This window comes from Streptomyces olindensis (genome assembly GCF_040645895.1).
Lineage (GTDB): Bacteria > Actinomycetota > Actinomycetes > Streptomycetales > Streptomycetaceae > Streptomyces > Streptomyces olindensis.
The window spans coordinates 27488-52910 of the sequence record NZ_JBEYZD010000054.1; the positions used below are offsets into that span (position 1 = coordinate 27488).

24 protein-coding genes are annotated in these 25423 nt (G+C 73.0%); 5 read left to right on the forward strand and 19 right to left on the reverse strand.

What is annotated here, in order from left to right; translation table 11 throughout:
- Positions 1–228: 228 nt before the first annotated feature.
- Genes ligA through ABZ948_RS29070 form a run of 5 tightly spaced genes read right to left on the reverse strand, consistent with a single transcriptional unit; the run spans position 229 to position 5533 of the window.
- Complete coding sequence (gene ligA, locus ABZ948_RS29050; RefSeq protein WP_359764372.1) at positions 229–2424, reverse strand: NAD-dependent DNA ligase LigA; 2196 nt, start codon at positions 2422–2424, stop codon at positions 229–231.
- Positions 2425–2439: 15 nt separating this feature from the next.
- Positions 2440–3447, reverse strand: coding sequence for a methionine synthase (locus ABZ948_RS29055; protein ID WP_359764374.1), 1008 nt, complete (start codon positions 3445–3447; stop codon positions 2440–2442).
- A gap of 29 nt (positions 3448–3476) precedes the next feature.
- Positions 3477–4166, reverse strand: a complete 690-nt coding sequence (locus tag ABZ948_RS29060; protein ID WP_359764376.1) for an SDR family oxidoreductase — start codon at positions 4164–4166, stop codon at positions 3477–3479.
- Positions 4167–4193: 27 nt separating this feature from the next.
- Positions 4194–4733 carry an LOG family protein gene (locus tag ABZ948_RS29065; protein ID WP_359764378.1) on the reverse strand — a complete coding sequence of 180 codons (540 nt, stop codon included), beginning with the start codon at positions 4731–4733 and terminating at the stop codon, positions 4194–4196.
- Positions 4730–5533 carry a class I SAM-dependent DNA methyltransferase gene (locus tag ABZ948_RS29070; RefSeq protein ID WP_359764380.1) on the reverse strand — a complete coding sequence of 268 codons (804 nt, stop codon included), beginning with the start codon at positions 5531–5533 and terminating at the stop codon, positions 4730–4732. Before ABZ948_RS29070 ends, ABZ948_RS29065 begins: the two co-directional genes overlap by 4 nt.
- A gap of 81 nt (positions 5534–5614) precedes the next feature.
- Here ABZ948_RS29070 and ABZ948_RS29075 point away from each other — a divergent pair, with 81 nt between their 5' ends.
- Together ABZ948_RS29075 and ABZ948_RS29080 are read left to right on the forward strand one after the other, a co-directional pair.
- A complete protein-coding gene (locus ABZ948_RS29075) occupies positions 5615–5938 on the forward strand; it encodes a DUF427 domain-containing protein (protein WP_359764382.1) in 324 nt (107 codons plus the stop codon).
- Between the two features lie 61 nt (positions 5939–5999).
- Positions 6000–6782: an alpha/beta fold hydrolase gene (locus tag ABZ948_RS29080; protein WP_359764384.1), complete on the forward strand. Its 783-nt coding sequence runs from the start codon at positions 6000–6002 to the stop codon at positions 6780–6782.
- Between the two features lie 136 nt (positions 6783–6918).
- Here ABZ948_RS29080 and mnmA read toward each other — a convergent pair whose 3' ends face one another.
- Positions 6919–8049, reverse strand: coding sequence for a tRNA 2-thiouridine(34) synthase MnmA (mnmA, locus tag ABZ948_RS29085; RefSeq protein WP_359764386.1), 1131 nt, complete (start codon positions 8047–8049; stop codon positions 6919–6921).
- A 60-nt stretch (positions 8050–8109) separates the two neighbouring features.
- Between mnmA and ABZ948_RS29090 the strand changes: the two genes are divergently transcribed.
- A complete protein-coding gene (locus ABZ948_RS29090; protein WP_359764388.1) occupies positions 8110–8775 on the forward strand; it encodes an N-acetylmuramoyl-L-alanine amidase in 666 nt (221 codons plus the stop codon).
- Positions 8776–8791: 16 nt separating this feature from the next.
- On the opposite strand, the gene ABZ948_RS29095 is transcribed toward ABZ948_RS29090, so the two are convergent.
- The 3 genes from ABZ948_RS29095 to ABZ948_RS29105 form a co-directional block, all read right to left on the reverse strand.
- On the reverse strand, positions 8792–9961 hold the full coding sequence (locus ABZ948_RS29095) for a cysteine desulfurase family protein (RefSeq protein WP_359764390.1): 1170 nt from the start codon (positions 9959–9961) through the stop codon (positions 8792–8794).
- A gap of 138 nt (positions 9962–10099) precedes the next feature.
- On the reverse strand, positions 10100–10366 hold the full coding sequence (locus ABZ948_RS29100) for a DUF4190 domain-containing protein (protein WP_359764392.1): 267 nt from the start codon (positions 10364–10366) through the stop codon (positions 10100–10102).
- A gap of 44 nt (positions 10367–10410) precedes the next feature.
- A complete protein-coding gene (locus ABZ948_RS29105) occupies positions 10411–10575 on the reverse strand; it encodes a hypothetical protein (RefSeq protein ID WP_107308391.1) in 165 nt (54 codons plus the stop codon).
- Between the two features lie 116 nt (positions 10576–10691).
- Here ABZ948_RS29105 and ABZ948_RS29110 point away from each other — a divergent pair, with 116 nt between their 5' ends.
- The gene (locus tag ABZ948_RS29110) at positions 10692–11330 is read left to right on the forward strand and encodes a TetR family transcriptional regulator (RefSeq protein WP_359764394.1); all 639 of its coding nucleotides are present in this window, start codon (positions 10692–10694) and stop codon (positions 11328–11330) included.
- A gap of 104 nt (positions 11331–11434) precedes the next feature.
- Here ABZ948_RS29110 and ABZ948_RS29115 read toward each other — a convergent pair whose 3' ends face one another.
- Entirely contained in the window at positions 11435–11809 is a 375-nt protein-coding gene (locus ABZ948_RS29115) for a hypothetical protein (protein WP_359764396.1), read from the reverse strand.
- Between the two features lie 109 nt (positions 11810–11918).
- Complete coding sequence (locus ABZ948_RS29120; protein ID WP_359764398.1) at positions 11919–12779, reverse strand: thioesterase family protein; 861 nt, start codon at positions 12777–12779, stop codon at positions 11919–11921.
- Between the two features lie 143 nt (positions 12780–12922).
- On the opposite strand from ABZ948_RS29120, the gene ABZ948_RS29125 reads away from it, so the two are divergent.
- Entirely contained in the window at positions 12923–14158 is a 1236-nt protein-coding gene (locus ABZ948_RS29125; protein WP_359764400.1) for an alpha/beta hydrolase, read from the forward strand.
- Here the strand turns inward: ABZ948_RS29125 and ABZ948_RS29130 are convergent.
- From ABZ948_RS29130 to ABZ948_RS29165, 8 genes are all read right to left on the reverse strand, one after another.
- Complete coding sequence (locus ABZ948_RS29130; protein WP_359764402.1) at positions 14049–14723, reverse strand: trimeric intracellular cation channel family protein; 675 nt, start codon at positions 14721–14723, stop codon at positions 14049–14051. The genes ABZ948_RS29125 and ABZ948_RS29130 overlap by 110 nt on opposite strands.
- Positions 14675–15826, reverse strand: coding sequence for a biotin carboxylase (locus ABZ948_RS29135; RefSeq protein ID WP_359764404.1), 1152 nt, complete (start codon positions 15824–15826; stop codon positions 14675–14677). The genes ABZ948_RS29130 and ABZ948_RS29135 overlap by 49 nt, the downstream gene beginning before the upstream one ends.
- 22 nt (positions 15827–15848) lie before the next feature.
- Entirely contained in the window at positions 15849–17114 is a 1266-nt protein-coding gene (locus tag ABZ948_RS29140) for an MFS transporter (RefSeq protein ID WP_359764406.1), read from the reverse strand.
- A gap of 65 nt (positions 17115–17179) precedes the next feature.
- Entirely contained in the window at positions 17180–20359 is a 3180-nt protein-coding gene (locus tag ABZ948_RS29145; protein WP_359764407.1) for a S41 family peptidase, read from the reverse strand.
- Positions 20356–22332 carry a phenylacetate--CoA ligase family protein gene (locus ABZ948_RS29150; RefSeq protein ID WP_359764409.1) on the reverse strand — a complete coding sequence of 659 codons (1977 nt, stop codon included), beginning with the start codon at positions 22330–22332 and terminating at the stop codon, positions 20356–20358. The genes ABZ948_RS29145 and ABZ948_RS29150 overlap by 4 nt, the downstream gene beginning before the upstream one ends.
- Positions 22329–23603: an ATP-grasp domain-containing protein gene (locus ABZ948_RS29155; RefSeq protein WP_359764411.1), complete on the reverse strand. Its 1275-nt coding sequence runs from the start codon at positions 23601–23603 to the stop codon at positions 22329–22331. Before ABZ948_RS29155 ends, ABZ948_RS29150 begins: the two co-directional genes overlap by 4 nt.
- Positions 23600–24571, reverse strand: a complete 972-nt coding sequence (locus tag ABZ948_RS29160; protein ID WP_359764413.1) for a 3-oxoacyl-ACP synthase III family protein — start codon at positions 24569–24571, stop codon at positions 23600–23602. Before ABZ948_RS29160 ends, ABZ948_RS29155 begins: the two co-directional genes overlap by 4 nt.
- Positions 24559–25413, reverse strand: coding sequence for a TauD/TfdA dioxygenase family protein (locus ABZ948_RS29165; RefSeq protein ID WP_359764415.1), 855 nt, complete (start codon positions 25411–25413; stop codon positions 24559–24561). Before ABZ948_RS29165 ends, ABZ948_RS29160 begins: the two co-directional genes overlap by 13 nt.
- Positions 25414–25423 lie beyond the last annotated feature (10 nt).

The following is a 25423-nucleotide window of genomic DNA, read 5'->3' on the forward strand; positions in this document are numbered from 1 at the left end:
CGCCCGCGGCCCGGTGCCCGACAACCCTTGGGCGGCCCGCGCTGGAAAACCCTTCCCCGCGCCCTGCCCGAGCGCGAAGATGCCCCGACCGCAGCTGGGCACGGCAGGCGCACATCTCAACAGTAGGCCGCAGAAGGCTTCCACGGGCAGCGGTCGCCGACGGTTGCCCGAATGCGCCCCGGCCACCCGTATGCATCTGGTATGCGCCGAACGGGTGGCCTTCAACCGCTACTCCTCGGACGAAAGGGCGACTTCGGCCGCCGCTTCCGGTCCCTGTTCCAGCAGGACGCCGAAGCCCTCCTCGTTCAGGACGGGCACCTTCAGCTGCATCGCCTTGTCGTATTTCGATCCGGGGTTGTCACCCACGACGACGAACGACGTCTTCTTGGAAACAGAGCCGGTCACCTTCGCTCCGCGGCTCTGCAGGGCCTCCTTGGCGCCGTCGCGCGTGAAGTTCTCGAGGGTGCCGGTGACGACGACCGTGAGGTTCTCGAGCGGGCGCGGCCCCTCGTCCTCGCCGGTGCTCTCCTCCTCCATGCGGACGCCCGCGGCCTTCCACTTACGGATGATTTCGCGGTGCCAGTCCTCGGCGAACCACTGCTTGAGCGAGGCGGCGATGGTCGGCCCGACCCCCTCGGTGACCGCCAGCTCCTCCTCCGTGGCCTGGTCGATGCGCTCGATCGAGCGGAACTCGCGGGCCAGCGCCTCGGCCGCGACCGGCCCGACGTGACGGATCGACAGGCTGGTGATGACGCGGGCGAGGGGGCGCTGCTTGGCCGCCGCGATGTTCTCCAGCATGGCGAGCGCGTTCTTTCGGGGGTTGCCCTCCTGGTTCGCGAAGATCGTGGCGACCTTCTCCTCGCCGGTCTTGGGGTCGCGCTTGGGCAGGCCGCTGTCCGGGTCGAGGACGTAGGCCTTGATGGGCAGCAGCTGTTCGATGGTGAGGTCGAACAGGTCGCCCTCGTCGACCAGCGGCGGGGTCTTCGGCTCGAGTGGGGCGGTGAGGGCGGCGGCGGCGACGTACCCGAAGTGCTCGATGTCGAGCGCCTTGCGGCCCGCGAGGTAGAACAGGCGCTCGCGCAACTGGGCCGGGCAGGTGCGGGCGTTGGGGCAGCGCAGGTCGACGTCGCCCTCCTTCATCGGCCGGAGCGCCGTACCGCACTCGGGGCACTCGGCGGGCATCACGAACTCCCGCTCGGTGCCGTCGCGCAGGTCGGCGACGGGCCCGAGGATCTCCGGGATGACGTCACCGGCCTTGCGCAGCACGACCGTGTCGCCGATGAGGACGCCCTTGGCCTTGACCACGTCCTGGTTGTGCAGCGTGGCGAACTCGACCTCGGAGCCGGCGACCGTGACCGGCTCGACCTGGGCGTACGGCGTGACCCGGCCCGTGCGGCCGACGCCTACGCGGATGTTGACGAGCTTGGTGTTGACCTCCTCCGGCGCGTACTTGTACGCGATCGCCCAGCGCGGGGCGCGGGAGGTGGAGCCGAGACGGCCCTGGAGGGGGATCTCGTCGAGCTTGACGACCACGCCGTCGATCTCGTGCTCCACGGAGTGGCGGTTCTCGCCGAAGTGGGCGATGAACTCCCGGACGCCTTCCAGTCCCTCGACCACCTTGTTGTGCCGTGAGGTCGGCAGGCCCCACGTCTTCAGCAGGTCGTACGCCTGGGAGAGGCGGGTCAGGCCCTTGAAGCCCTCCAGGGCGCCGATGCCGTGGACCACCATGTGCAGGGGGCGCGTGGCCGTGACGCGCGGGTCCTTCTGGCGCAGGGAACCGGCCGCCGCGTTGCGCGGGTTGGCGAAGGGCTTGTCGCCGGCCTCCACCAGGCGGGCGTTGAGCTCCTGGAACTTCTCCATCGGGAAGTAGACCTCGCCGCGGATCTCCACGAGGTCGGGGACCTTGTCGCCCTTGAGGCGGTCGGGGATCTCCGCGATGGTCCGCACGTTCGGCGTGATGTCCTCGCCGGTGCGGCCGTCGCCGCGGGTCGCCGCGCGGGTGAGGCGGCCGTGCTCGTAGGTGAGGTTCACGGCGAGGCCGTCGACCTTCAGCTCGCACAGGAAGTGGTAGTCCTGCTCGCCCAGTTCGCGGGCGATGCGCTCCGTCCAGGCGGCCATCTCCTCGTCGTTGAACGTGTTGTCCAGCGAGAGCATGCGCTCGCGGTGGGCGACCGCCGTGAACTCCGTCTCGTAGGACCCGGCGACCTTCTGGGTCGGCGAGTCCGGCGTGCGCAGCTCCGGGTGCTCCTCCTCCAGCGCCTCCAGGGAACGCAGCAGCTGGTCGAACTCCGCGTCGCTGACGACGGGAGCGTCCTTCACGTAGTAGCGGAAGCGGTGCTCCTCGATCTGCTCCGCGAGGCGCGCGTGCTTCTCCCGTGCCTCGGCGGGCACCGTCGTCGTCTCCGCTTGCTTGTCGCCGGCCACCGTGTCGTCCTCCCGTTACTCTGGGTTGTCCGCGAGGGATCTCGCCGCCCGGACGCAGTGGGCGAGGGCCTGGCGCGCGTACCCCGGGGAGACCCCCGCGAGTCCGCACGCCGGGGTGAGCGTGACCGCCTCCGCGAGAAGCCCCGGTGACAGCCCCAGCCTGCGCCACAGCGTCCTGACACCCATGACGCTACCGGCAGGGTCTGACAATGGGCCCTCCGCGGACGGGATGACACCGGCGAAGAGCCGGGTGCCGCCCTCCACCGCCTCGCCGATCGCCTCGTCGTCACGCTCGGTGAGCAGGGAGAAGTCGAACGAGACGGCCGCCGCGCCCGCCCGGCGGAGCAGGGCGAACGGGACGTCGGGGGCGCAGGAGTGGACGACGACGGGGCCGCCGGCGTGCGTCCCGACGAGATCGCGCAGCGTCTGCTCGACGATCTGCCGGTCGACGGCCCGGTGGGTGCGGTAGCCGCTGGCGGTCTTCACCCGGCCGCGCAGCACGGCGGTGAGGGAGGGCTCGTCGAGCTGGAGGACGAGCCGGGCGCCCGGGATACGCCGCCGCACCTCGGCGAGGTGCTGGCGCAGTCCCTCGGCGAGGGACGCGGCCAGGTCGCGGCAGGCCCCGGCGTCGGAGAGGGCGGCCTCGCCGTTGCGCAGCTCCAGGTTGGCCGCGAGGGTCCAGGGACCGACGGCCTGGACCTTCAGCGGCCCTTCGTACTCCTGCGTGAACTCCTCCAGCGCGTCGAGGTCCTCGCCGAGCCAGGAGCGGGCCCGCTTGGTGTCCCGCCCCGGCCGGTCGCCGAGCCGCCAGCCGCTGGGCTCCACGCGCGCGTACAGCTCGACGAGCATCCCGGCGGTCCGGCCGATCATATCCGCGCCGGGACCGCGGGCGGGCAGTTCGGGCAGGAAGGGGAAGTCCTCGAAGGTCCCGGTGACGGTCTTGGCGGCCTCCCGGGCGTCGCCTCCCGGCAGGGAGCCCACGCCGGTGGCGGCGCCGAACCTGAACTGGCTGTTTTCGCTCACCGGAGAAGCCTACGCAGCGCTTCCCGGGCTCAGTTCCCCGGTCGTACCGTCAGGTCGTTGACCTCCGCGTCCCTCGGCAGGTCGAGGGCCATGAGGATCGTCGTGGCGACCGACTCGGGGTCGATCCACCGCGCGGCGTCGTACTCCTTGCCCTCCTGCCGGTGCACCTTGGCCTGCATGGGGCTGGCCGTGCGGCCGGGGTAGACCGAGGTGACCCGGACCCCGTTGCCGTGCTCCTCGTGGCGCAGGGAGTCGGCGAGGGCCTTCAGACCGTGCTTGGACGCGGCGTAGGCGGACCAGTCGGCGTGGGCGTTGAGGCCGGCGCCGGAGTTGACGAAGACCACGTGGCCCCGGGCGGCGCGCAGCTGCGGCAGGAAGTGGCGGGTCAGCTCGGCGGGGGCGACGAGGTTGACGTTGAGCTGGTGGCGCCAGGTCTTCGGGGTGAGCTCGCCGACCGGACCGAGGTCGACGACGCCGGCGATGTGCAGCAGCGAGTCCACCCGGTCGGGCAGCGACTGGTGGGAGAAGGCCCAGGAGAGCTTGTCGGGGTCCGCCAGGTCGCCGACCAGTGTCCGCGCGCCCGGGAACTCCGCCGCCAGCTCCTTCGCCCGGCCCGCGTCGCGCGCGTGCAGCACGAGGTCGTCCCCGCGCGCGTGCAGGCGGCGGGCCACGGCCGCGCCGATGCCGGAACCGGCTCCGGTGATCACATGAGTAGCCATGCCCGCCATGCTCGCATCAGGGCCGGGTCACTCGATGCCCCGGCTCTCCTCCAGGTAGGCCAGCGCCCCGACCGGCTCCTCCGCGAAGAACACCAGGTCGGTGAGCGGGCGGGGCAGGAAGCCCTCGTCCTCCATGCGGCGGAACTGTTCCTTCAGTCCGTCGTAGAAGCCCGCGGTGTTGAGCAGGACCACCGGCTTGTCGGTGTGCCCGTGCTTCTTCAGCTCCAGGATCTCGGTCGCCTCGTCGAGCGTGCCCGTGCCGCCGACCATGATCACCACGGCGTCGGCCTTCTCCAGGAGGAGCCTCTTGCGCTCGGCGAGGTCCTTGGCGACCACCATCTCGTCGACGCCCGGGCGGGCCTTGGCCGAGAGGAACTGCACGGAGACGCCGACGAGCCGGCCGCCCGCCTCCTGCACCCCGTCGGCAACCACCTTCATGAGGCCGACGTCGGAACCGCCCCACACGAGCGTGTGGCCGCCCTTGCCCAGCAGCTTGGCGAACTCCCGTGCGGGACGGGTGTAGCGCTCGTCGAGGTCGGCGGCGGAGAGGAAGACACAGATGTTCATGGGCCCACCGTACGGGCCCGGTCCGCCGTGACCGTGACCCGCATTTTGGACTGCCGGTGCGGGAGGCGTTCCCAGTCGTCCATGAACCGGGCGTCCAGGCCGTGCTTCGCGGCGAGTTCGGTCAGGGTGCGCGTCCGGTAGTAGAAGTCCTCGCGGAGCACGTGGTGCTCCTCACCCTCGGTGCGGTCGAACGTGAAGTCGAAGAACCCGCCCGGCGCGAGGATCCGGCCGACGTGCGCGAAGCACTCCTCGATGACGTGCAGCGGCGAGTGCGAGAAGACGCTGTGCGCGTGCACGACGTCGAAGTGCGCGTCGGGCAGGAAGGCGAAGGTGAGGTCGTCGGCGAGTGCCAGGTAGGGCAGTTTGGACTGGAGCTTCTCGGCCACGAGGGTGTCCTGGGCGGCGAGCAGGATGTGCGGCGAGATGTCGATGCCGTAGTAGTGGCCGGCGTCGAGGTGGTCGATGAACAGCCGGCCGGCGCGCAGGTTGCCGCAGCCGATGTCCAGCATGCGGTGGTGCGGCTGGAGGCCGTGTCCCACCAGGTAGTCGAACTGCATGCGGCCGATGCGCGTCCAGGACTCGCGCGAGGGGTTGTGCCCCACCGCCGCCTCCGCGCTGCGGGACGCGTCCGAGGCCATGACGGCCCGGTAGTACGCGATGTGGTCGCGGTAGCGCAGCCGCAGCCAGGCGTCCCGCACCGCGCGCCGGGCGTGCGCGGGCACCCGCTCCGGGTGGCGCAGGGCGTACCGCACCTGGTGGGCCAGGCTGCTGCGGTTTCCGGCCGGCTCCGTGGCGCGCATGGTGGCCTCCTGCGGCGAGGGAAGAACTCCGCTCCAGCGTGCGCTGTACCGGTGGAGTCGGCTACCCAAGGAGGGGCGATCGTGACAGCAGGACACCGCATCACCATCGAACGGAGCAGCCGGCACGTGCGCGTGGTGCGCGGCGAACAGGTCCTGGCGGAGAGCGACCGGCCGCTGGTCCTGCGCGAGACCGGCTGCCCGCCGCGGTACTACATCCCGGCCGAGGACGTACGGCTCGACCTGCTGACGCCGTCCGCCACGCACACGTACTGCCCGTTCAAGGGCACCGCGTCCTACTGGTCGCTGCCGGACGCGGCGGACCTCGTCTGGGCGTATCCGGACACGAAGCCGGACGTCGCCGAGATCAAGGACCACCTGTGCTTCTACGAGGTGGACGTCACGTGATCGGCTGACGCACGGCCCGCCTCACCGATGAACACCGTGCCGTGCGGCAGTCTCAACAGGCATGGACAAGAAGATCCTTTCGCGCGACGGCACCCGCATCGCCTACGAGAGCACCGGCCGGGGGCCCGCGGTCGTCCTGGTGAGCGGTGCGATGTCGACGGGCGGCACCCTGGCGCCGCTGGCCGTGTCGCTGTCGGAGCGTTTCCAGGCCGTCGTGTACGACCGCCGGGGCCGCGGGGCCAGCGGGGACACGGCGCCGTACGCGGTGGAGCGCGAGGTCGAGGACCTGGCGGCGGTGATCGAGGCGGTGGGCGGCGAGGCGTTCCTGTACGGCATCTCGTCGGGCGGGGCGCTCGCCCTGGAGGCGGCGGCGAGCGGGCTGCCGGTGCGGCGCGTGGCGGTGTACGAGACGCCGTTCGCGATGTCCGAGGAGGGCGCCCGGGAGCGCGCGGAGTACACCCGGCGCCTGACGGAGGCGCTCGGTGAGGGGCGGCGCGGGGACGCGGTGGAGCTGTTCCTGCGGCTGACCGGCCTGGCCGAGGGCGTGATCCAGGGCGCCCGCCAGTCCCCCATGTGGGCGGGCATGGAGGCGATCGCCCCGAGCCTCGCCCACGACGACGCCGTGATGCGCGACGGCCGGGTCCCCCGGGAGCGGCTGGGTGCGGTCGGCGTCCCCACCCTGGCGGTCGCGGGCGACGCGAGCCCGGCCTGGCTGCGCGAGGCGGCCCGGGCGATCGCGGACTGCGTCCCCGACGGCTCGTACCGCACGCTCCAGGGGCAGACGCACATGGTGGAGCCGAATGTGCTGGCGCCGGTGCTGACGGAGTTCTTCGCGCAGGGCTGAGGCGGAGCGGTTCGCGCAAGGCCGAGGCCGAGCGATCCGCGGAGAGCTGAGGTCGGGCGTGGGGCACGCGCGCGTGGGGGCCTGCCGGTGTCCTCCGGTTCAGGCCCTACGCGCGCGTGCCCGGGTGCCCGCCGGGTCAGGCCACGCCGGCCGTCGCCCGCTGCGTCGAGGCGATCGTCGCCGAGCCCACCACGCGCGTGCCGTCGTACAGCACGATCGCCTGGCCGGGGGCGACGCCGCGGACCGGCTCGGTGAAGGTGACCTCCAGGGTGCCGTCGACGAGTTCGGCGGTCACCTCGGTCTCGCCGCCGTGGGCGCGCAGCTGGGCCGTGTACGTGCCGGGGCCGCTGGGGGCGGCGCCGCACCAGCGCGGCTTGATCGCCCGCAGCCCGGTGACGTCGAGGGCGTCGGCCGGGCCGACCGTCACCGTGTTGTTCACCGGGGAGATGTCGAGGACGTAGCGGGGCTTGCCGTCGGCGGCGGGCGTGCCGATGCGCAGTCCCTTGCGCTGGCCGATCGTGAAGCCGTACGCGCCCTCGTGGGTGCCCAGCTTGTTGCCGGACTCGTCGACGATGTCGCCCTCGGCCTTGCCCAGCCGCTGGGCCAGGAAGCCCTGGGTGTCGCCGTCGGCGATGAAGCAGATGTCGTGCGAGTCGGGCTTCTTGGCGACCGCCAGGCCCCTGCGCTCGGCCTCGGCGCGGATCTCGTCCTTGGTGGTGACCGTGTCGCCGAGCGGGAACAGGGCGTGGGCGAGCTGACGGTCGTCCAGCACGCCGAGGACGTACGACTGGTCCTTGGCCATGTCGGAGGCGCGGTGCAGCTCGCGGGTGCCGTCCTCGCGGACGATCACCTTGGCGTAGTGGCCCGTGCAGACCGCGTCGAAGCCGAGGGCGAGGGCCTTGTCGAGGAGGGCGGCGAACTTGATCTTCTCGTTGCAGCGCAGGCAGGGGTTGGGGGTGCGGCCGGCCTCGTACTCGGCGACGAAGTCCTCTACGACGTCCTCGCGGAAGCGGTCGGCGAGGTCCCACACGTAGAAGGGGATGCCGATGACGTCGGCGGCGCGGCGGGCGTCGCGCGAGTCCTCGATGGTGCAGCAGCCCCGCGCGCCCGTCCGGAAGGATTGGGGGTTGGCGGAGAGCGCGAGGTGGACGCCGGTCACGTCGTGGCCCGCCTCGGCCGCGCGGGCGGCGGCGACGGCGGAGTCGACGCCGCCGGACATGGCGGCCAGGACGCGGAGGGGGCGGGGGCGCTGCGGGGTTTCAGTCATAACCCCTCCAGGGTAAGGGGGCGCGGGAACCACGGCCCGCGAGTATCCGTTGACGATCACATGGGACAGCGGAAGGCTCCGAAGGACGGCGACCGGAAGGTCGGGCGCCGGGCGTTGCTGATCGGTGGGGCGGCGGCAGCGGCGGGCTCGGCCGTGCTGGCCCGGGACGAGCTCGCGCGCCTGTGGTGGCGGACTCCCGGCGTGGAGAAGCCGCGCAAGGAGGGCGAGGTCGACTACGTGGGCGCGCGCTGGGTGGCGGCGTCGGACGCGAACTGGCGGCGGGCGGACCGGCCCGACGACTTCGGCATAGACATGGTGATCGTCCATGTCACGCAGGGCAGCTTCGACAGCGCGGTGAAGGCCTTCCAGGACCCGGGGCACAAGGCGGCCACGCACTACATCGTCCGCCAGGACGGGCACGTCGCGCAGATGATCCGCGAGCTGGACGTGGCCTACCACGCGGGCAACCGCGACTACAACGAGCGCAGTGTCGGCATCGAGCACGAGGGCTTCGTGGACCGCCCGCAGGACCTCACGGACGAGATGTACGAGGCCTCGGCCCGTCTCACGGCCCGGATCTGCGCGCGCTACGGCATACCCGTCGACCGCGAGCACATCATCGGTCACGTGGAGGTCCCGGGCACGGACCACACCGACCCGGGGCCGCACTGGGACTGGGACAAGTACATGCGGCTGGTGCGTGAGGCGCGTACGACGCGGGCCTGATCCGGCCCGGCCGGCGTTACGTCAGCCCCGCCGCCCGCGCCCGTTCCACCGCCGGGCCGATGGCCTTCGCGAGGGCCTCGACGTCGGCTTCGGTGGAGGTGTGGCCGAGGGAGAAGCGGAGGGTGCCGCGGGCCAGGTCGGGGTCGGTGCCGGTGGCGAGGAGGACGTGGCTGGGCTGGGCGACGCCGGCGGTGCAGGCGGAGCCGGTGGAGCACTCGATGCCCTGGGCGTCGAGGAGGAGCAGCAGCGAATCGCCCTCGCAGCCGGGGAACGTGAAGTGCGCGTTGGCCGGGAGGCGGCCCTCCGGGTCGGGGTCGCCGCCGAGGATCGCGTCCGGGACGGCCGACCGGACCGCGGTGATCAGGCTGTCGCGCAGGGCGCCGATCTCGCGGGCGAACCACTCGCGCTGCTCGGCGGCCAGCCGCCCGGCGACGGCGAAGGAGGCGATGGCGGGGACGTCGAGGGTGCCGGAGCGCACGTGCCGCTCCTGGCCGCCGCCGTGCAGCACGGGGACGGGGGCGTGCTCGCGGCCGAGGATCAGGGCGCCGATGCCGTAGGGGCCGCCGATCTTGTGGCCCGACACGGTCATCGCGGCGAGGCCGGAGGCGGCGAAGTCCACGGGGACCTGACCGAAGGCCTGGACCGCGTCCGAGTGCAGCGGGACACCGAACTCCGCGGCGGCTTCGGCCAGTTCGCGGATCGGCAGGATCGTCCCGATCTCGTTGTTCGCCCACATGACGGTGGCGAGGGCCACGTCGCCGGGGTCGCGGGCGATCGCCTCGCGCAGGGCGTCCGGGTGGACGCGGCCGTGGGCGTCGACCGGCAGGTACTCGACGGTGGCGCCCTCGTGTTCGCCGAGCCAGTGCACGGCGTCGAGGACCGCGTGGTGCTCGACGGGGCTGGCGAGGACGCGGGTGCGGGCCGGGTCGGCGTCGCGGCGTGACCAGTAAAGGCCCTTGACGGCGAGGTTGTCGGCCTCCGTGCCGCCCGAGGTGAAGACGACCTCGCTGGGGCGGGCGCCGAGGGCGTCGGCGAGGGTCTCGCGGGCCTCCTCGACGGTGCGGCGGGCCTGCCTGCCGGATGCGTGGAGGGAGGAGGCGTTGCCGGTGGCACCCAGGTGGGCGGTGAGCGCCTCTGCCGCCTCCGGGAGCATCGGGGTGGTCGCGGCGTGGTCGAGGTAAGCCATGGTGAGCCCGATTCTACGGCTCCCCTTGTCCGGGCCTCAGATCAAGGTTGGCCGAAGGCGGACCGCTTTCCCGCGGCGGCGGCCCGTCGTCCCCGGGCCCGGCCGCTGCGTGGCGGTCGGAGGTGGTCCGACGGCGGCTCAGAAGCTCCACGAGACCGTGCTGTCGGCTTCCATGAAGGCCACCAGGACCAGCAGGTCGGCGACGCCCAGGCCCAGGCCGAGCCAGGCGCGGCCGCGACGCTCGGTGCCGCGCCAGAGGGCGACACTCGCCAGCACGATGGCGATCGGGCCGAGGAAGAGGTTGAGGACGAGCAGGCCGAGCAGGCCGAGGATGAAGGACGCGACGGCCATGCCGTCGGTGTCACGGATGCCGGTGCGGCGCGAGGCCGGGGCGGTGAGCTGCATGGTGATCGACTCCCGAAGTCGGTTCGAAGGGGTGGCGGACGGTGTCAGTGGGCCTGCGTGTGGCGCCGGCGGCCGCGCTCGCGGACCGCGAAGATGCCGAGCCAGACGGCGATGACGGCGCCCGCGGCGAGGGAGAAGGTGAGCGGCGCGTGGGCGACGGTGCCCAGGACGACACCCAGCAGCAGGAGCGCGGCGACGATGAACAGCATGGGAAACAGCCCCCAGAGTTTCGGTGAACGGTTGTGGTTACAGTTGTTCACTGACTTCCCAGTCTAGCGGCTCCCATGACTTTTCAATTCCAGAGAACAGTTGTTAACTGCATGGTATGAGTCACACCCTCGGCATCCGGCAGGCCCAGAAGCAGAAGACCCGGCAGGCACTCCTGGACGCGGCCCTGGGGCTGCTGGAGGAGCAGAGCCTGAGCAGCCTCGGGCTGCGCGAGGTCACCCGCGCCGTCGGTGTCGCCCCGACCGCCTTCTACCGGCACTTCCGCTCCACGGCGGATCTGGGCGTGGCCCTGGTCGAGGAGGCGCTGGGCAGCCTGCACCCGATGATCCGGACGACGGTGTCCGGGACGGGCGACCAGGGGGAACGCATCACGCGCGCCATCGAGTTGATCGCCCGTCACGTCGACGGGTACCCCGCCCATGTCCGGTTCATCGCCCGGGAACGGCATGGCGGAGTCCAGCCGGTGCGCGAGGCCATACGGGAGCAACTGTCCCGGTTCGCCCGGGAGGTGAAGGACGAGCTGGCCAAGGACCCGGAGTCCGAGGGGTGGACCGAGGACGACCTGCTGATGCTCGCCCACCTCTACGTGGACCAGATGCTCATCACGGCGTCGCTCTTCCTGGAGGCGCTGGAGGGGCCGGAGGAGGGGCGCGAGGAGCGGCAGCGGGAGGTCGCCCGGGTGGCGACCCGTCAGATGCGGCTGATCGGCCTCGGCCGCCACCACTGGCTGGACTGAGCCGCACCCGAGGACGCCACAGGGGCGGCGCGCCCGTCGACGGACGCGCCGCCCCTGTCATGACGCCGGGGGGCGCCGGGGGACGGCTCGTTTCCTTCTCGCGCTCAGTTCGCCTGGCTCTGCCCGCCACCGGCGGGAGCGCCGCAGCCGCCGGCCCCGGCCCCCTGGCCACCGCCCGGGCTGCCGCCCTGCCCGCCGCCGGGCCCCCCGCTAGGCATGCCCGAGGGCATCCCGGAGGGTGTGCCGGTCGGCTTGGCGCCCCCGGCAGCGGCCCCCGAGGGCGCACCTGAAGGCGCACCCGACGGAGCCCCGGACGGCACACCGCTCGGCCTCCCCGACGGCGCCTGGCAGGTCTGCTGCTGCCCGGACCCGCCCCCGCTGCCCGAGGACGACGAGGAGTCGCCCGAGCCGCAGGCCACGAGGGCCAGCGGCGACAGCGCCAGCAGGGTCACGGCCGGGAGGAGACGCGCACGCTTCATGAGGAACCACTCCAGGGAAGATGAGGAAGTCCTGAGGCAGGCATTCGACCAACGCCGTTCAGGACTCTCCTCGGGCCGCCCTGTGACCGACCTGTCAGCCGGGCAAAGTTCAGCCCAGCCGGACCCGCGCCAACTGCCGGGACTGCGCCACCAGCCGGTCGGCGCCGTCCCACACCTCGGCGTCCTCCTCCAGGAAACCGCCGGCGAGGTTGCGGGTGGTGATCGCCACGCGCAGCGGGCCCGGCGCCGGGCGGCAGCGGACGTGCACGGTCAGCTCGACGGTGGGCACCCAGCCCTTCAGCCCGAGTTCGAAGGCGGTGGGCGGCAGGGCGTCGACCGCCAGCAGCAGGGAGAGCGGGTCGGGGTCGCGGCCGTCCTTGAGACCGAACCAGGCCCGCATCTCGCCCTTGCCGGACGGCTGCCCGAGGGCCCAGCCGAGGGTCGACGGGTCGAGCTTCAGCATCAGCCGCTCGGTGATCGCCGAGCTGCCGTCGACGGGGGCGGGACCGTCCTCGGGGCCGAAGCAGTGCTCGATCGGCGGGATCGCGGGCGGCCGGGCCGCCGTCCGGACGTCGTCGGGCAGGGCGTCCAGGTCGCCGTAGGAGGCGAGGACGCGGATGCGTTCGACCTCGCGGCCCTCGTCGTCGTACTGGAAGAGGGAGGCCTGGCCGGTCGACAGGGTGCGGCCGGTGCGGACCACCTCCGTGCGGACGACCGCGGGGCCCGGCTGGGAGGCGGTCAGGTAGTGCGCCGAGACGGTGAAGGGGTCGCTGTGCGGCAGGGTGTCCGCGAGGGCGCGGCCCAGGACCGCCAGCAGGTAGCCGCCGTTGACGGCGCTGATGATCGTCCAGCCGGCGGAGAGGGCGATGTCGTAGACGCCGGGCGCACGGCGGGTGAGCGCGGTGTCGCGGTCGAACTCGCTGTCGCCGATCGTGGCCCGGACGGCCGGGGCGGTGGCTGCTTCAGGCATGGCTGAACAGTACAAGAACTAACTACTAAGCGGTAGCTTTTCAGGATTCGCAGGAGTCCCGCCTTGGTGAGACACCGGCAACTTCTCGGTAAGTATCCGACTCGTCCGTAAACCCTCGGGCTCGTTCCCGCCTCTGTAGGGGCATGAGCCTCACCGGGACACCGTTCCTCTGCACGCTGATCGTGCTGTCCGTCGTCGCCCTCGTCCTGCCGCTGTTCCTCTGGTCGCGGGTCCGCGGGCCCCGGGTCCTGCGGGGCGCGGCCCGGGCGCTGATGCTGCTGTTCGCGCAGGGAACCGCCGTGGCCCTGGTGTTCACGCTGGTCAACAACGCCAACAGCCTGTACGACAACTGGGCCGACCTGCTCGGCACCGGCGACCATGTGCAGCAGGCCGCCGACCTGGGCGCCGACGGCACCGGCGGGATCGCGCTCAAGCGGCTGCCCAAGGTGCGCCAGACCTTCCAGCCCGCCGCCGGGCCGGGGATGCGCGCGGCCGGCGGGGTGCGGGTCACCCAGGTCAGGGGCCGGGTGTCGGGAGTGAACGCCGAGGTCTACGTCTGGCTGCCGCCGCAGTACCACGAACCGGCCTACCGGCACCACCGGTTCCCGGTCGTGGAACTCCTGCCCGGCTACCCCGGCTCGGCGAAGGCCTGGTTCGGCTCGCTGCACGCGCACGAGCAGCTGGAGCCGCTGATGCGGGACGGCCGGGTCGCCCCCTTCATCCTGGTCGCGCCCCGCACCAACCTCCTGGCCGGGGTGGACACGGGCTGCGCCAACATCCCGGGCACGGTCAACGCCGACACCTGGCTGAGCGTCGACGTGCCGAAGATGGTGACGGACAACTTCCGCGCCCAGCCCGCCCCGCGGGGCTGGGCGGTGGCCGGCTACTCGGCCGGGGCGCACTGCGCGGCCAAGCTGGCCGTCGCCCACCCCGACCGCTACCGGGCCGCCGTCAGCCTGTCCGGCTACAACGATCCGATCGGCGAACGCGACTCGCTGGCCGCGCAGAACCCCACCCTGCGCGCCGAGAACAACCCCTACCTGCTGCTGCGCGGGGCGACCGTCCCGCCGCGGATCGCGCTCTACCTCTCCGGCCAGCCGCACGACGGCTACGAGGCGGCCGTCGCCCTGGAGCAGGCCGCGAAGGCGCCGACGACCGTGCACGTGGTGTACATCCCGAGGAGCGCGGGCGGGCACACCATGGCGCTGTGGCGGCCGCAGGTGGTCCCCGCGTTCGAGTGGCTGACGCAGGAGATGGGCGTGCGTCCCGTCACGGCAGCACGGGCTGTTCCTCCTCGCTCACCGTCGACCGCCGGTGCCAGGCCCGCGGAGCTCGCCAGTGGTACCGCATCGCGAGCAGGCGCAGTACGAAGGCGGTGATCACCGCGAGCGCGCTGGTGAGCGGGTTCAGGGCGTCGTAGCGGATGCACAGGGCGACCAGGGCGGAGCCGACGATCGCCGGGACCGCGTACAGGTCGCGGTCCCAGCGCAGCAGGGAGGGCACCTCGTTGGCGAGGACGTCCCGCAGCACGCCGCCGCCGACCGCGGTGGTCAGTCCCAGGCCGGCGGAGGCGGTCAGGCCGAGCCCGTACTCGTACGCCTTGATCGTGCCGGCGACGCAGAACAGGCCGAGGCCGGCCGCGTCGAAGACGTTCACGGCGACCTGGATGCGCTCGACCTGCGGATGCAGGAAGAAGACGAGGAGCGTGGCGAGCAGCGGGGTGAGGAAGTACCCCAGGTCCGTGAAGGCGGCGGGCGGTACGGCCCCGATGACCAGGTCGCGGAAGAGCCCGCCGCCCAGCGCGGTGACCTCGGCGAGGACGGCGATGCCGAAGACGTCGAAGTTCTTGCGCACGGCCAGCAGGGCGCCGGAGATCGCGAAGACGAAGATGCCGATCAGGTCGAGCGTGTGCTGGACGGACGGACTGAAGAGTTGCTGGAGCACCCCGACATTCTCACCGGTGGGCGCGCGGGGCCTTCGTCCGCGCGGACGAAGGCCGCCGACCTTGTCCTCCGGTAGTCGCGGGCGGCCCGCCGGAAGAAGCGCTGGGGTGCCACGGAGGCGTCCACGGTCCACTCCAGCTGACCGCTGCCGACGGCCCCCGCCACCAGCAGGGGCAGGTCCTCGCCCGACAGGTGGGCACCGACCGTCAGCACGCACGGTCCGTCGGGCGTGAGTGCCAGCTCGGTGTGGGCCGGTCCGTGGCGCAGGCCGAGGATGTCGAGGGCGGCCAGCGCGTGCAGGACGAGCGCGTCCTGCTCCGGTCCGCGCCGGGGCAGCAGGACACCGCGGGACAGCGCCGGGGCCGCGTCCCGGTCCGGCGGGCGCACGTGCCAGATGTCGCACACGTGGTGCGTGCCGTCGAGGCTGACGGTGTTCACGTGGTACCTGTCGCGCGGCGGACACTCCCGGGCCAGCAGGGCCGCGGCCGGCGTGGCCGGCTCGGCCACCGCGCCGACGAGACCGCGGAACGCCGCGACGAGGTCGCGTTCGTCCTCGCACCGGATGCGCGGGGCGGGGCGGGAGCCGGTCCCCCCGAGGGTCTCCAGGGTGACCCGGCCGCCGACCCCGGCGTACCAGGCGAGCAGCCCGGCGAGGTCGCGGATCAGGAGTTGACGCACCGTGCGCAGCCCGGCCGTCCGCAGCGCTTCCGCGGTCCGGTAGCGGTCCCGGCGGACGTCCCCGAGCAGCGTGTCGTTGCCGCGCAGGCGGAGCGCCTGCGCGAGGGCGTCGGCGACACCGGTGGCGCCGGGGCTCCCGGCCACCACCGCCACGGGCCGGTGAGCGGCGACGGCGGGCAGGATCCGGCTCGGGCCCCCGTCCCCCGCGATCAGCTCGCGGTAGGCCTCCGGACGGAAGCGGGCCAGGAGGTGCTCCGGCACCTCCCGGCCGCTGTGCACGTGCACGCAGGCGTGGCCGCGCTCGGCGAACAGGCCGGGCAGGTGGCGGGCCGTGCCGTAGCCGTCGACGATCACCACGACGGACTCGCCGGCCGTGCCGCCGCGCGGACCCTCGGCCGCCGCTGCCCGGGGGCCGCTGCCGGTCACCGCCCGTCCCCTCCTCTCCGCGCTACTCCTTGGGCACGTCCCGGAGCTTGCGCAGCGGGGAGAAGACGATGAACAGGACGGCCAGCCAGTCGCCGAGGGCCGAGACCGTCAGCATCGGACGGACGCCGACGTACGTGCCGAGCGCGCCGCCCGCCAGGGCGCCGAGCGGCATGGTGCCCCACATGATCCAGCGCACCGAGGCGTTCATGCGCCCGAGCAGCTCCGGCGGGGTGATGGTCTGCCGGTAGGAGACCTGGGAGCTGTTGTAGAGCACGAAGATGACCATGAGCATCGTCATGCCGACGGCCACCAGGACGGTGGACCAGCCCGGCTGTGCCGCCGGGATGAGCAGTCCGGCCCAGCCGAAGCACAGCGCCGGGAGCCAGATCATCCGGGCCGTGCCGATCTTCTTGCCGACCCAGTTGGCGATCAGGCCGCCGGCCAGGCCGCCGACCGCCGAACCGCCCATCACCAGGCCGATCACCCACGGTTCGGCCTTCAGCTCGCGGACCAGGTAGACGGTCTGGAGGCTGAGCACGATCGTGCCGAAGAAGTTCGAGACCGCGGTGGACGCGACGAGCTTGCGCAGGATCGGGTGGCCGACGACGAAACGCAGGCCCTCGGCGATCTCGGTGCGCAGCCGGCGCTTCTCGGCGGGACGCTCGGGGGCCGGCTCGGGCGTGCGGATCAGCACCAGGGTGAGCGCGGAGACGCCGAACGACACGGCGTCGGCGGCCATGGCCTTCGCGGCGCCGAGCAGGGTGACCAGGGCGCCGCCGAAGCTCGATCCGGTGAGCTGCGCGAAGGACTGGGTGGCGCCGAGCTTGCCGTTGGCGTCGACGAGCTGGTCCTTGGCGACGAGCGAGGGCAGGTAGCTCTGGTAGGCGATGGCGAAGAAGACGGACAGCACACCCATGGCCAGGGCCACCAGGTAGAGCTGCACCAGGGTGAGGACGCCGAGCACCGCGGCGACCGGGATGGAGCCGGCCAGCACCATGCGGCCGAGGTCGCACCACACCATCAGGCGCCGCTTCATGACACGGTCGACCACGGGCCCGGCGGGGAGGGCCACCAGCAGGAAGGGCAGGGTCGTCGCGGCGGTGAGCAGACCGACCTCGAAGGTGGTGGCGTCGAGCATGAGCAGCGCCACCAGGGGAAGCGTCAGCTGGGTGATGTTGGAGCCCACCTCGCTGACGGTCTGTCCGCTCCACAGGAGCATGAAGTCACGGTGACGCCAGAGACTCTGTGGCGGGGTCTCTTGCGTCTGTGGGGTCACTGCGGTCGTCATCGTTCTTCCTTGTCTCGGAATCTCGGGGAGGTCTCGGGGACGGGTGGGCGTGCGGAGGCCGGGAATCAGTGGGCGGGAGGCACCGCCGCGGGGGTGAGGCGCAGCGCGGAGAGGGCCTCGCGCACGGCCGCCTCCAGTTGCGGGTCGCGGCCCGCCGCCCAGTCCTGGGGCGCGATCGGGACCTCGACGTCGGGGTCCACGCCCCGGTTCTCCAGGCCCCATCCGGGCCCGTCGAACCAGAACGCGTGCTGCGGCTGGGTGACGAGGGTGCCGTCGGCCAGGACGCGGGGGTCGTCCATGCCGAGCGCCCCGCCCCAGGTGCGGGTGCCGACCACCCGGCCGATGCCGTGGTGGCGTACGGCGTGGACGGCCATCTCGGCGTCGGAGCCGGTCCGTTCGTCGGCGAGGACGACGACCGGGCCGCGCGGCGCCTCCTGCGGGTAGGGCGCGGGGCCGCAGCGGCGGGACACGTCCCAGCCGCTGATCCGGCGGCCGAGTTTCTCCAGCAGCAGCGGCGAGATGTGGCCCCCGGTGTTGCCCCGCAGGTCCACGAGCAGTCCGTCGCGGGCGAGTTCCGGTCCGAGGTCCCGGTGGAGTGCCGCCCAGCCGGCGGACATCATGTCCGGCAGGTGCAGATAGCCGAGCCGGCCGCCGGAGCGCTCGCGGACCGTGGCCCGGCGTGCGCGCACCAGGTCGTGGTACCTCAGCTCGGCGTCCGAGGCGAGGGGGACGACCACGGCGTCGTGGTCGCGGCCGTCCCGGCGCAGCGTCAGGACGACCGGCTCCCCGGCCCGGCCGGCGAGAGCCGGCGCGGGTCCGTGCACGGGGTCCACGGGCCTGCCGTGCACCGCGACGATCCGGTCTCCGACGCGCGCGTCGACCCCGGGTTCGGCCAGCGGCGAGCGTGCCGCGGGCGCCGAGGACTCCCCCGGCACGATCCGGTCGATGCGCCAGGTGCCGTCGCCGTCCGGCGACAGGTCGGCGCCGAGCAGGCCCGGCGCCGGGGTGGCCGGTGCCGGGGCGGGCGGCCGTACGTAGGCGTGCGAGGCGCCCAGTTCGCCGTGGAGTTCCCAGAGCACGTCGGCGAGTTCGGCCTGGGTGCCGGCCCGGGCCGCCAGCTCGGCGTAGCGCTCGCGGTGCCCGGCCCAGTCGGTCCCGGCGAGGTCGGCGCGCCAGAAGCCGTCCCGCATGAGCCGCCAGGCCTCGTCGAACATCTGCCGGCGCTCGGCGACCGGGTCGACGGTCACGCGGATCCGGCCGGCCGGCACCGGCGTCCGCTCGCCGCCCGGGGCCGCGGGCCCGGCCAGCAGGCGGCCGGGGACCCGTACGGCCAGGCGCAGTCCGTCGCCGGAGACGGCGTACCGGTCGGCGTCCTCGGCGAGCAGACCGCACTGGCGGGTCGTCAGGTCGTAGTGCTCCAGGCGGGTTCCGGTGCCGTCCGGTCCGGCCGTCGCCTCGCCGAGGTTGCCGGTCAGGGGGTGGCGGAGCCACGCCAGTCCGCCGGCCACCGCGGTCAGGCCGGTGCGCAGACCGGGTCCGACCGGCACCGGGACGATCCGGTCGGCGAGGCCCTCGAAGTCGACCGGGGGCGCGGCCGGACCGTCCTCCGGAGTGTGCGACCGCGCCCGGCCGGGCGCGGGCCCGGGGCCGAACGGCGAGGGCGTGCCGGACGCGAGCGCCACCAGGTAGGGGCGGACGCCGGGCAGGAAGCCGAGGTCGAAGCTGTGCTGGTCGTACACGGGGTCGAAGGTGCGGTTGGACAGGAACGCCAGGAACCTGCCGTCGCGGGTGAAGACCGGGTCGGTGTCGTTGAAGCGCGGGGCGGTGACGTCGGTGGTCCGGCCGTCGGCCAGGCGGGCGAGGCGGATGTGCGAGCCCTCCGCCGGGGTCGACCCGTCCGACGGGCGGTACAGCTCCGCCCACGCGAGATGGCGGGAGTCCGGGGAGAAGGCGATGCCGCGCACCTCGCGGTGGGCGCTGCGGGTGATCTCGGTGATCTTGCCGGAGTCGAGGTCGACGACGAGCAGACGTCCGTCCTCGCAGGCCACCGCGCAGCTCCCGCCGTCCGGCGCAGCGGCCAGTGCGGCCACGCGGCCGAACTCGCCGTGTCCGATGCGGCGGGGGCCGGAGCCGTCCGGCCCGGTGATCTCCAGGCCGTCCTCGCCGCCCGCGTCGCTCACACAGACGACGACGCCGTCCGGGGACAGCGCGACGGGCAGCCGGCGGCGCACGCCCGGGTCGTCGAGCAGGGTGCGGGGCACCCCGCTCGCGGTGGACAGCAGGTGGACGGTGCCGCGCACCTCGACGGCGAGGGTGTCCCCGGCGGCGTCCAGGGCGAAGTCGCCCAGCGCCTGTTCGCCGGTGACCTGGAACGGCAGCCGTCCGGCGCGCAGGGCGCCGAGCGTGATGCGCAGGCGTACGGGCGCGGCGTCGAGCGACGGCAGCAGCCACAGGTCGCCGCCGGCGGCGTAGACGACCCGGCTGCCGTCGGTCGTCGCGTGGCGGGCGTAGTGGCCCGTCGTCGGCGTGTGCCGGCGCAGCCCGGAGCCGTCCCGCGCGGTGGAGTACAGGGCGCCGGTGCCCTCGTGGTCGGAGAGGAAGGCGATACGCCCGTCCACCCACATGGGGTTGACGAGGTGTCCGCCGACGTCCGCGAGGATCCGGGTGAACTCGGCACCGTCCGGCGCGTACCAGATCCGGCCGCCCATGCCGCCGCCGTACCGCTTCCAGCAGGCGGGGTCCCGGAAGACGGGTGTGCCCAGCAGGACCGCGCCGTCCGGCCCGTGCGCGACCTCGTCGGCGGGGCCGTACGGCAGGCAGCGCGCGGGGCGGTCCAGCGGCACGGCCCAGGCGCGGGTGCGCCACTTGCCGTGTCCGGGGCTGCTCCTGACGGCCAGTACCTCGGTGGGGGACAGCCAGCCCCGTACCGCGCAGTCGGCGTCGCCCCAGTGGGTCAGGCGCCGGTACGGCTCGGAGCCGGGCAGGTCCGGCCCGGCCACCACGGCCGTGTGCAGGTCGTGGTCCGCCGTCCAGGCCACGCGCCGGGCGTCGGGGCTGAGCCGGGGGTGTGCGGCGGACGCTGCGCCGGTGGTGACGCGCCGGGCGACCGCGGCCGTCCCGGCGGCCTCCGCGAGCGGGGCCAGCCAGACGTCGCCGTCGGCGACGAAGGTGACGAGGTCCCCGGCGAGGTGCGGATGGGCGAGGTACGGCGCGGGAGCGGGGCCGGGGGCCGTGTCGCCGGTCATGCGTCCACCAGGCGGCGGTCGATGACGGGCTTGATCTTGCCGCTGGTGGCGTTGCGGGTGAGGCCGCCTTCGGGGTGGCACTCGACGACCAGCTCGAAGACGTCGAGCGCGTCGTCGAACAGGTGCTCCTGGTCGAGGGTCTTGAACTGCCGCACCAGGTGGTCGCGGACCTCCCCGGCGTCCAGGGTCAGGGGCGACTCGACCCGGGTGATCACGGTCTCCCGGCCGTCCACGGAGACGATCTCCAGCTGGAGCTGGGAGACCCGGAACACCTCCAGGGCCGCGAGCATCTCGGCGTGGGTGACCGTGGCGCCCTTGACCTTGATCATGCCGTCGGCGCGGCCGAGGTACTCCAGCACGGGTCCGGACACACCGCACGGGCAGTCGTGGTGGAAGACCCGGCCCAGGTCGCCGATGCGGTAGCGGATCAGCGGGCCCTCGAACTTCTGCAGGCTGGTGATCAGCAGTTCGCCGGGTTCGCCCGCCGGGACCGGGTCGAGGTTCTCGTCGACGACCTCGATGAGGTTGTAGTCGGGGCAGGCGTGGTGCAGGGTCCCGCCCATCTCCGCGCACTGGTAGCCCAGTTGGGCACCGTCGTTGGCGGCGAGGATGCTGGTGACGACCCGGGTGCCGAGCTCCTGGCGCAGCCAGTCCTTGTCGGTCTCGGTCATGGGCGTGCCGCCGTAGACGACCTTCTCCAGGCGCAGGCCGGGCCGGCGCTGCTTCGCCTCGCGCAGCAGCGGCATGATCAGCACGGGCAGGCCCAGCAGGACGTTCGCCTCGAAGCTCTCGCAGAGCATCAGCAGGTCGTCCACCGAGATGGCCTGCGCGGTGGAGTAGCACTCCAGGGGCATCCGCGACAGTTCGCACAGGGTGGTGCTCAGACCGCCGTACAGGCCGCCGCCGTACAGGGTGTTGATCAGCCGGTCGCCGTTCTCCAGGCCGAGGGTGCGGAAGAGGGGGATGGCCTCGCGGATCATGTTCTCCCAGTCGGTGCGGGAGTACACGATGTAGCGGGGGGCGCCGGTGCTGGCGCCGCTGCGCAGCACCTCGCCCGTGCGCGGCCGGTCGGTGGACAGGCCGCGGCTGCCCGGCAGGGAGTTCGCCTCCAGCGCCGCCTTCTCCAGGACGGGCAGCCGGCCGAGGTCGTCGAGACCGGTCACGGCCGGCAGGTCGCGGTAATACGGGGTGCGGCGGGCCTGCCCGACGAGGTAGCGCAGCCGGGCGCCCACCCGGTCGGCCTCCTGTGCCCGGTCGGCGCTCCGGGCCGCGGACAGGGTCGTGCCGCGCAGGTGCTCGCGCCGCAGGAGCCGGTGCGGCCACGGCGCCCGGCAGTCCTCTGCGGGCACGTCGGCGACCAGCCCGGCCGGGTCGGCGGCGTCCCGCGGTCCGAGGACGAGCAGGATGTCCTCGGTGTCGCCGGGACGCGGGCCCGAGACCGGCTCGGCGAAGACGGCCGGGTCGAAGGGGAGTCCGGGAGGGGCGTCGGACGTGCCGGTGCGCAGGACCGGTACGACGTCGGGGACGGCGACCGGCCGTGCCCCGGCGGGGACCGGGGCGTCCGGGGCGGTCACCCGCAGCGGCGGAAGAGGGTGGCCGAAGGCGCGCAGTCGTCCGGCGAGCGCGGTCCAGAAGGGCTCCCGGGCGGTGCGGACGACGACCTCGTTGCCCACGGCCCAGGCGAGCAGCAGTCCGCGCAGGGTGTTGCCGGGCCGGTGGTCGTCGAGGACGACCACGCCCGCCGGTGAGATCAGGTAGACGTCGTCGCTGTCGACGGCCGGCTGCCAGGGGTACTGGCCGAGGCCCCCGAGGAGCCCGTCCAGTCCCTCGGTGACGGCGGCACCGGCGAACAGCCCGGACAGGCCGGGCAGCCCGGCCTCGTGGAGCAGCCGGGCGAGACCGGAGTCCGGGTCGGCGAGGGCCCGCTCGGCGTCCTCGACCGCCAGCAGCAGATCGGTGGGGTAGTACCTCATGAGGCGTTCCTCAGCTCGGCGGGGGCGGACGGCTCTGCGGGGGCGGACTCCCCGAGGGCGGGGAGCTCCACGGCCGTGGCGGCCGCCCCGGGCGCGGACGGCTTCACCGAGATGGAGCGGACGCACTCGCGCAGGAACTCGCCCAGGACGGCCGAGTCCGGGTGGGAGGCCTCCACGAACACCGGCACCAGCCATTCCTGGTAGGTGACGTGGTCCGGCAGCGGCTCGGCCGGGCCGAGCCGGTGCAGCCGGTCCACGCAGGGGTGGTGCGCCAGGTGGTCGGGGACGGTGACGTCGACCGTCGTGCCCGGCGGCAGGTGGTGCCCCGGGAACACCAGCCACGCGTGGTACCGCCCGGTGGCCCCGGACGGCTCCGGCCGGTCGAGCCCCAGCCGGATGGCGATCTCGTGCGTGGGCAGGTGGACGCCGCTGTGCCGTTCGTGCGCGGTGATGACCCCGGCGCCGCCGACCCGGTTGGCGACCTCCAGGAAGACCAGGTCTCCCTCGGGGGTCTCGAACATCTCCAGGTGGAGGCATCCCTCGGTGATGCCGAGCGCCTCGACGACGCGGGCGGCGAAGGCGAAGTGCCGCTCGTCGTAGGGCAGTTGGTAGGAGCCGAGCGGAGTCCCGGTGACGAAGTCGACCGGCTTGGTGATGTACCGGCTCACCACGAGGTGCACCAGCTCGCCGTCGCTGACCAGCCCGTCGGCGTGCAGGATGTCGCCCTCGACGTACTCCTCCAGCTGGTGCTCGCGCGGCTGGTCCAGCCTGCGGTAGGCGGTCAGGGCCTCCCTGGCGGTCGCGTACACGGTGACACCCTCGCTGGAGGCGCCCTGCCGGGGCTTGACGACGGTCGGGCCGGACCAGGGCAGCGGGCCGCACGCGGGCGGGGCGGCGACGAAACGCGGGTACCGCAGGCCCGAGCCGGCCAGGGCGGCCTTCATGCTGACCTTGTCGCGCACCCGCTCCACCTGCGCGAGGTCCGGGCCGGGCAGACCGAGGTGCTCCCGCACGCGCCGGGCCTCGAACATGGCGAACTCCGAGAGGGAGAGCACCTTTTCGTAGCCGTCGTCACGCGAGGTGCGGGCGAGGACGCCGTCCAGGAGGTCCTCGCCCTCGTCGAGCACCAGCCGGCGGCACCTGAGTTCGGCGGGCAGGTCGGCCATGCGGTGCGGCTGGCCGATGTACGTGACGTCGTGACGGTCGTGGTCGATACCGCGGTGGTAGTCGATCTTGCGGTACGGAACCTGGTGTATGACGAGAATCCTCATCCTTGCGTCCCCCGGTATTCCAAGGCCGTGATGCCCCAGCTGAACCCCATCGCGCTGGTCGCCAGCACGACCAGGTCCCCGCGGCGCAGCCGCCGCTCGTCGGCCAGTTGCCGCAGGGCGATGAGGGTGTCGGCGCCGCCCATGTGGCCCAGGCGGTCGTAGTTGAAGACGCTGCGCCCGGCCGGGATCCCGATGGTGTCCAGCAGCCGTTCGTGCATCCGCCGGTCGCCCTGGTTGATCAGGAAGTGGTCGATGTCGTCCGGCGTCCGGCCGAGCGCCGTGAGGGTCTCCCGGAGCAGCCGGGAGAAGTTCTCGACGTACGCCTCGGACAGCCCGGGCCGGTGCGGCTCCCGGCGGATCCTGACCCGGCTCTGCCGCCACTCCCCCGCGTAGTAGTCCACCCAGCCGGGATCGGTGCGCATGGCCGAGTGCAGCAGCTCGAACGACCGGGGGCCGTCGGCGGCGACGAGCATCGCCGCCGCGGCGTCCCCGAAGTTGAACAGCGCCCGGGATTCGGGGTCGGTGTGGTCCACCATCCGGCTGAGCCGGTCGGCGACGAGCACCAGGGCGTACTCCCCCGGGCCCGGGACGGACCCGTCCAGGGCCACCCGCAGGGCCACCGTGCCGGCGTTGCAGAAGTTGGTGACCTCGAAGCAGTGCGCGCGGTCGATGCCCAGCTCATGGGCGACCTTCGCGGCGGGCGACCAGAACGGGACGTCCCACTCGCCCGAACCCGCGTAGATCACCTGGCGGATGGCGCCACGCGGCACCGGCGTGCGCCGCAGGACGGCCGAGGCCGCCCGCAGCGCCAGCTCCCAGGACAGCTCGTGCTCCCCGAGGGCGGGGAACTCCTTGCTGTGGGTGACCTCCAGGATGTCCGGGACCGGCACGCCGGACGCGGCGTGCATGTCCTCGGCACTGATCCGGGAGGCGGGGAAGCATACGTCGAAGTCGACTATGCCGCCCACTGCTCACCCGATTCGATGCTCACCCGGTGCACCGTCCGGGACACGCCCGGCTCCACGTCGGTGGCCGCGTGGTACGTCGTCCGGGTCTTCCACACCAGCAGGTCGTTGGTGGTCCAGCGGTGGGTGTAGACGTGCTCGGGGTCCTGGATCAGACCGTCGACGAGGGTGAAGAACTCTTCGGTCTCGTTGGCGTCGAAGCCGACGACGCCCTCCATGTACTCGCGGGACCCGTACAGGTACGGGCGGCCGGTGACCTCGTCGTGGCGGACCAGCGGGTGGCGCACGGGCGGGTGCTCGGTCTCGGCCTGCGCCTTGAACTCCGCGGCGGACAGCCCGACGTGCTCCGGGCGGATCCGCAGCCGCTTGGACACGGTGTGGATCCCGGTGGCGTCGGCCAGCTTCCGCTTCCACTCCTCGGGCAGCCGGTCGTACACGTCCACGGCGCTGGCGAAGAGGGTGTGGCCGCTGGTGCCGGGGACGTTGACGCCGTGCAGCATGGTGAACGGCGCGGGGTCGGCGACGAAGGTGGAGTCCTGGTGCCAGAAGTTGCCCACCCGGGCCACGCCGATCGGCTTGTCGTTCTTGACCTCGTTGGACGAGATCATGATCTCCGGGTACTCCGGGTGGCGGTACTTGCTGATCACGAACGGCACCGGCCGGCCGAGGCGCGTGGCCAGGGCGATCTGCTGCTTCGGCGTGAGGTCGATGGAGCGCACGACGACCAGCTGCCGCTCGTGCACGCCGCGTACGAGTTCGTCGAAGACCTCGGGCCGCTCCAGGTCCTCGTACGCGGCACCGGTCAGCTCGGCGCCGATGTACGGGGTGATGTCGGTGAACTTCACGAGAGTCTCC

Coding starts and splice junctions, on each gene's coding strand:
- ABZ948_RS29060 (WP_359764376.1), bottom strand. CDS start 4,166: ATGGCTACTCATGTGATCACCGGAGCCGGTTCCGGCATCGGCGCGGCC.
- ABZ948_RS29065 (WP_359764378.1), bottom strand. CDS start 4,733: ATGAACATCTGTGTCTTCCTCTCCGCCGCCGACCTCGACGAGCGCTAC.
- ABZ948_RS29070 (WP_359764380.1), bottom strand. CDS start 5,533: ATGCGCGCCACGGAGCCGGCCGGAAACCGCAGCAGCCTGGCCCACCAG.
- ABZ948_RS29080 (WP_359764384.1), top strand. CDS start 6,000: ATGGACAAGAAGATCCTTTCGCGCGACGGCACCCGCATCGCCTACGAG.
- mnmA (WP_359764386.1), bottom strand. CDS start 8,049: ATGACTGAAACCCCGCAGCGCCCCCGCCCCCTCCGCGTCCTGGCCGCC.
- ABZ948_RS29090 (WP_359764388.1), top strand. CDS start 8,110: ATGGGACAGCGGAAGGCTCCGAAGGACGGCGACCGGAAGGTCGGGCGC.
- ABZ948_RS29095 (WP_359764390.1), bottom strand. CDS start 9,961: ATGGCTTACCTCGACCACGCCGCGACCACCCCGATGCTCCCGGAGGCG.
- ABZ948_RS29100 (WP_359764392.1), bottom strand. CDS start 10,366: ATGCAGCTCACCGCCCCGGCCTCGCGCCGCACCGGCATCCGTGACACC.
- ABZ948_RS29105 (WP_107308391.1), bottom strand. CDS start 10,575: ATGCTGTTCATCGTCGCCGCGCTCCTGCTGCTGGGTGTCGTCCTGGGC.
- ABZ948_RS29110 (WP_359764394.1), top strand. CDS start 10,692: ATGAGTCACACCCTCGGCATCCGGCAGGCCCAGAAGCAGAAGACCCGG.
- ABZ948_RS29115 (WP_359764396.1), bottom strand. CDS start 11,809: ATGAAGCGTGCGCGTCTCCTCCCGGCCGTGACCCTGCTGGCGCTGTCG.
- ABZ948_RS29120 (WP_359764398.1), bottom strand. CDS start 12,779: ATGCCTGAAGCAGCCACCGCCCCGGCCGTCCGGGCCACGATCGGCGAC.
- ABZ948_RS29125 (WP_359764400.1), top strand. CDS start 12,923: ATGAGCCTCACCGGGACACCGTTCCTCTGCACGCTGATCGTGCTGTCC.
- ABZ948_RS29140 (WP_359764406.1), bottom strand. CDS start 17,114: ATGACGACCGCAGTGACCCCACAGACGCAAGAGACCCCGCCACAGAGT.
- ABZ948_RS29145 (WP_359764407.1), bottom strand. CDS start 20,359: ATGACCGGCGACACGGCCCCCGGCCCCGCTCCCGCGCCGTACCTCGCC.
- ABZ948_RS29150 (WP_359764409.1), bottom strand. CDS start 22,332: ATGAGGTACTACCCCACCGATCTGCTGCTGGCGGTCGAGGACGCCGAG.
- ABZ948_RS29155 (WP_359764411.1), bottom strand. CDS start 23,603: ATGAGGATTCTCGTCATACACCAGGTTCCGTACCGCAAGATCGACTAC.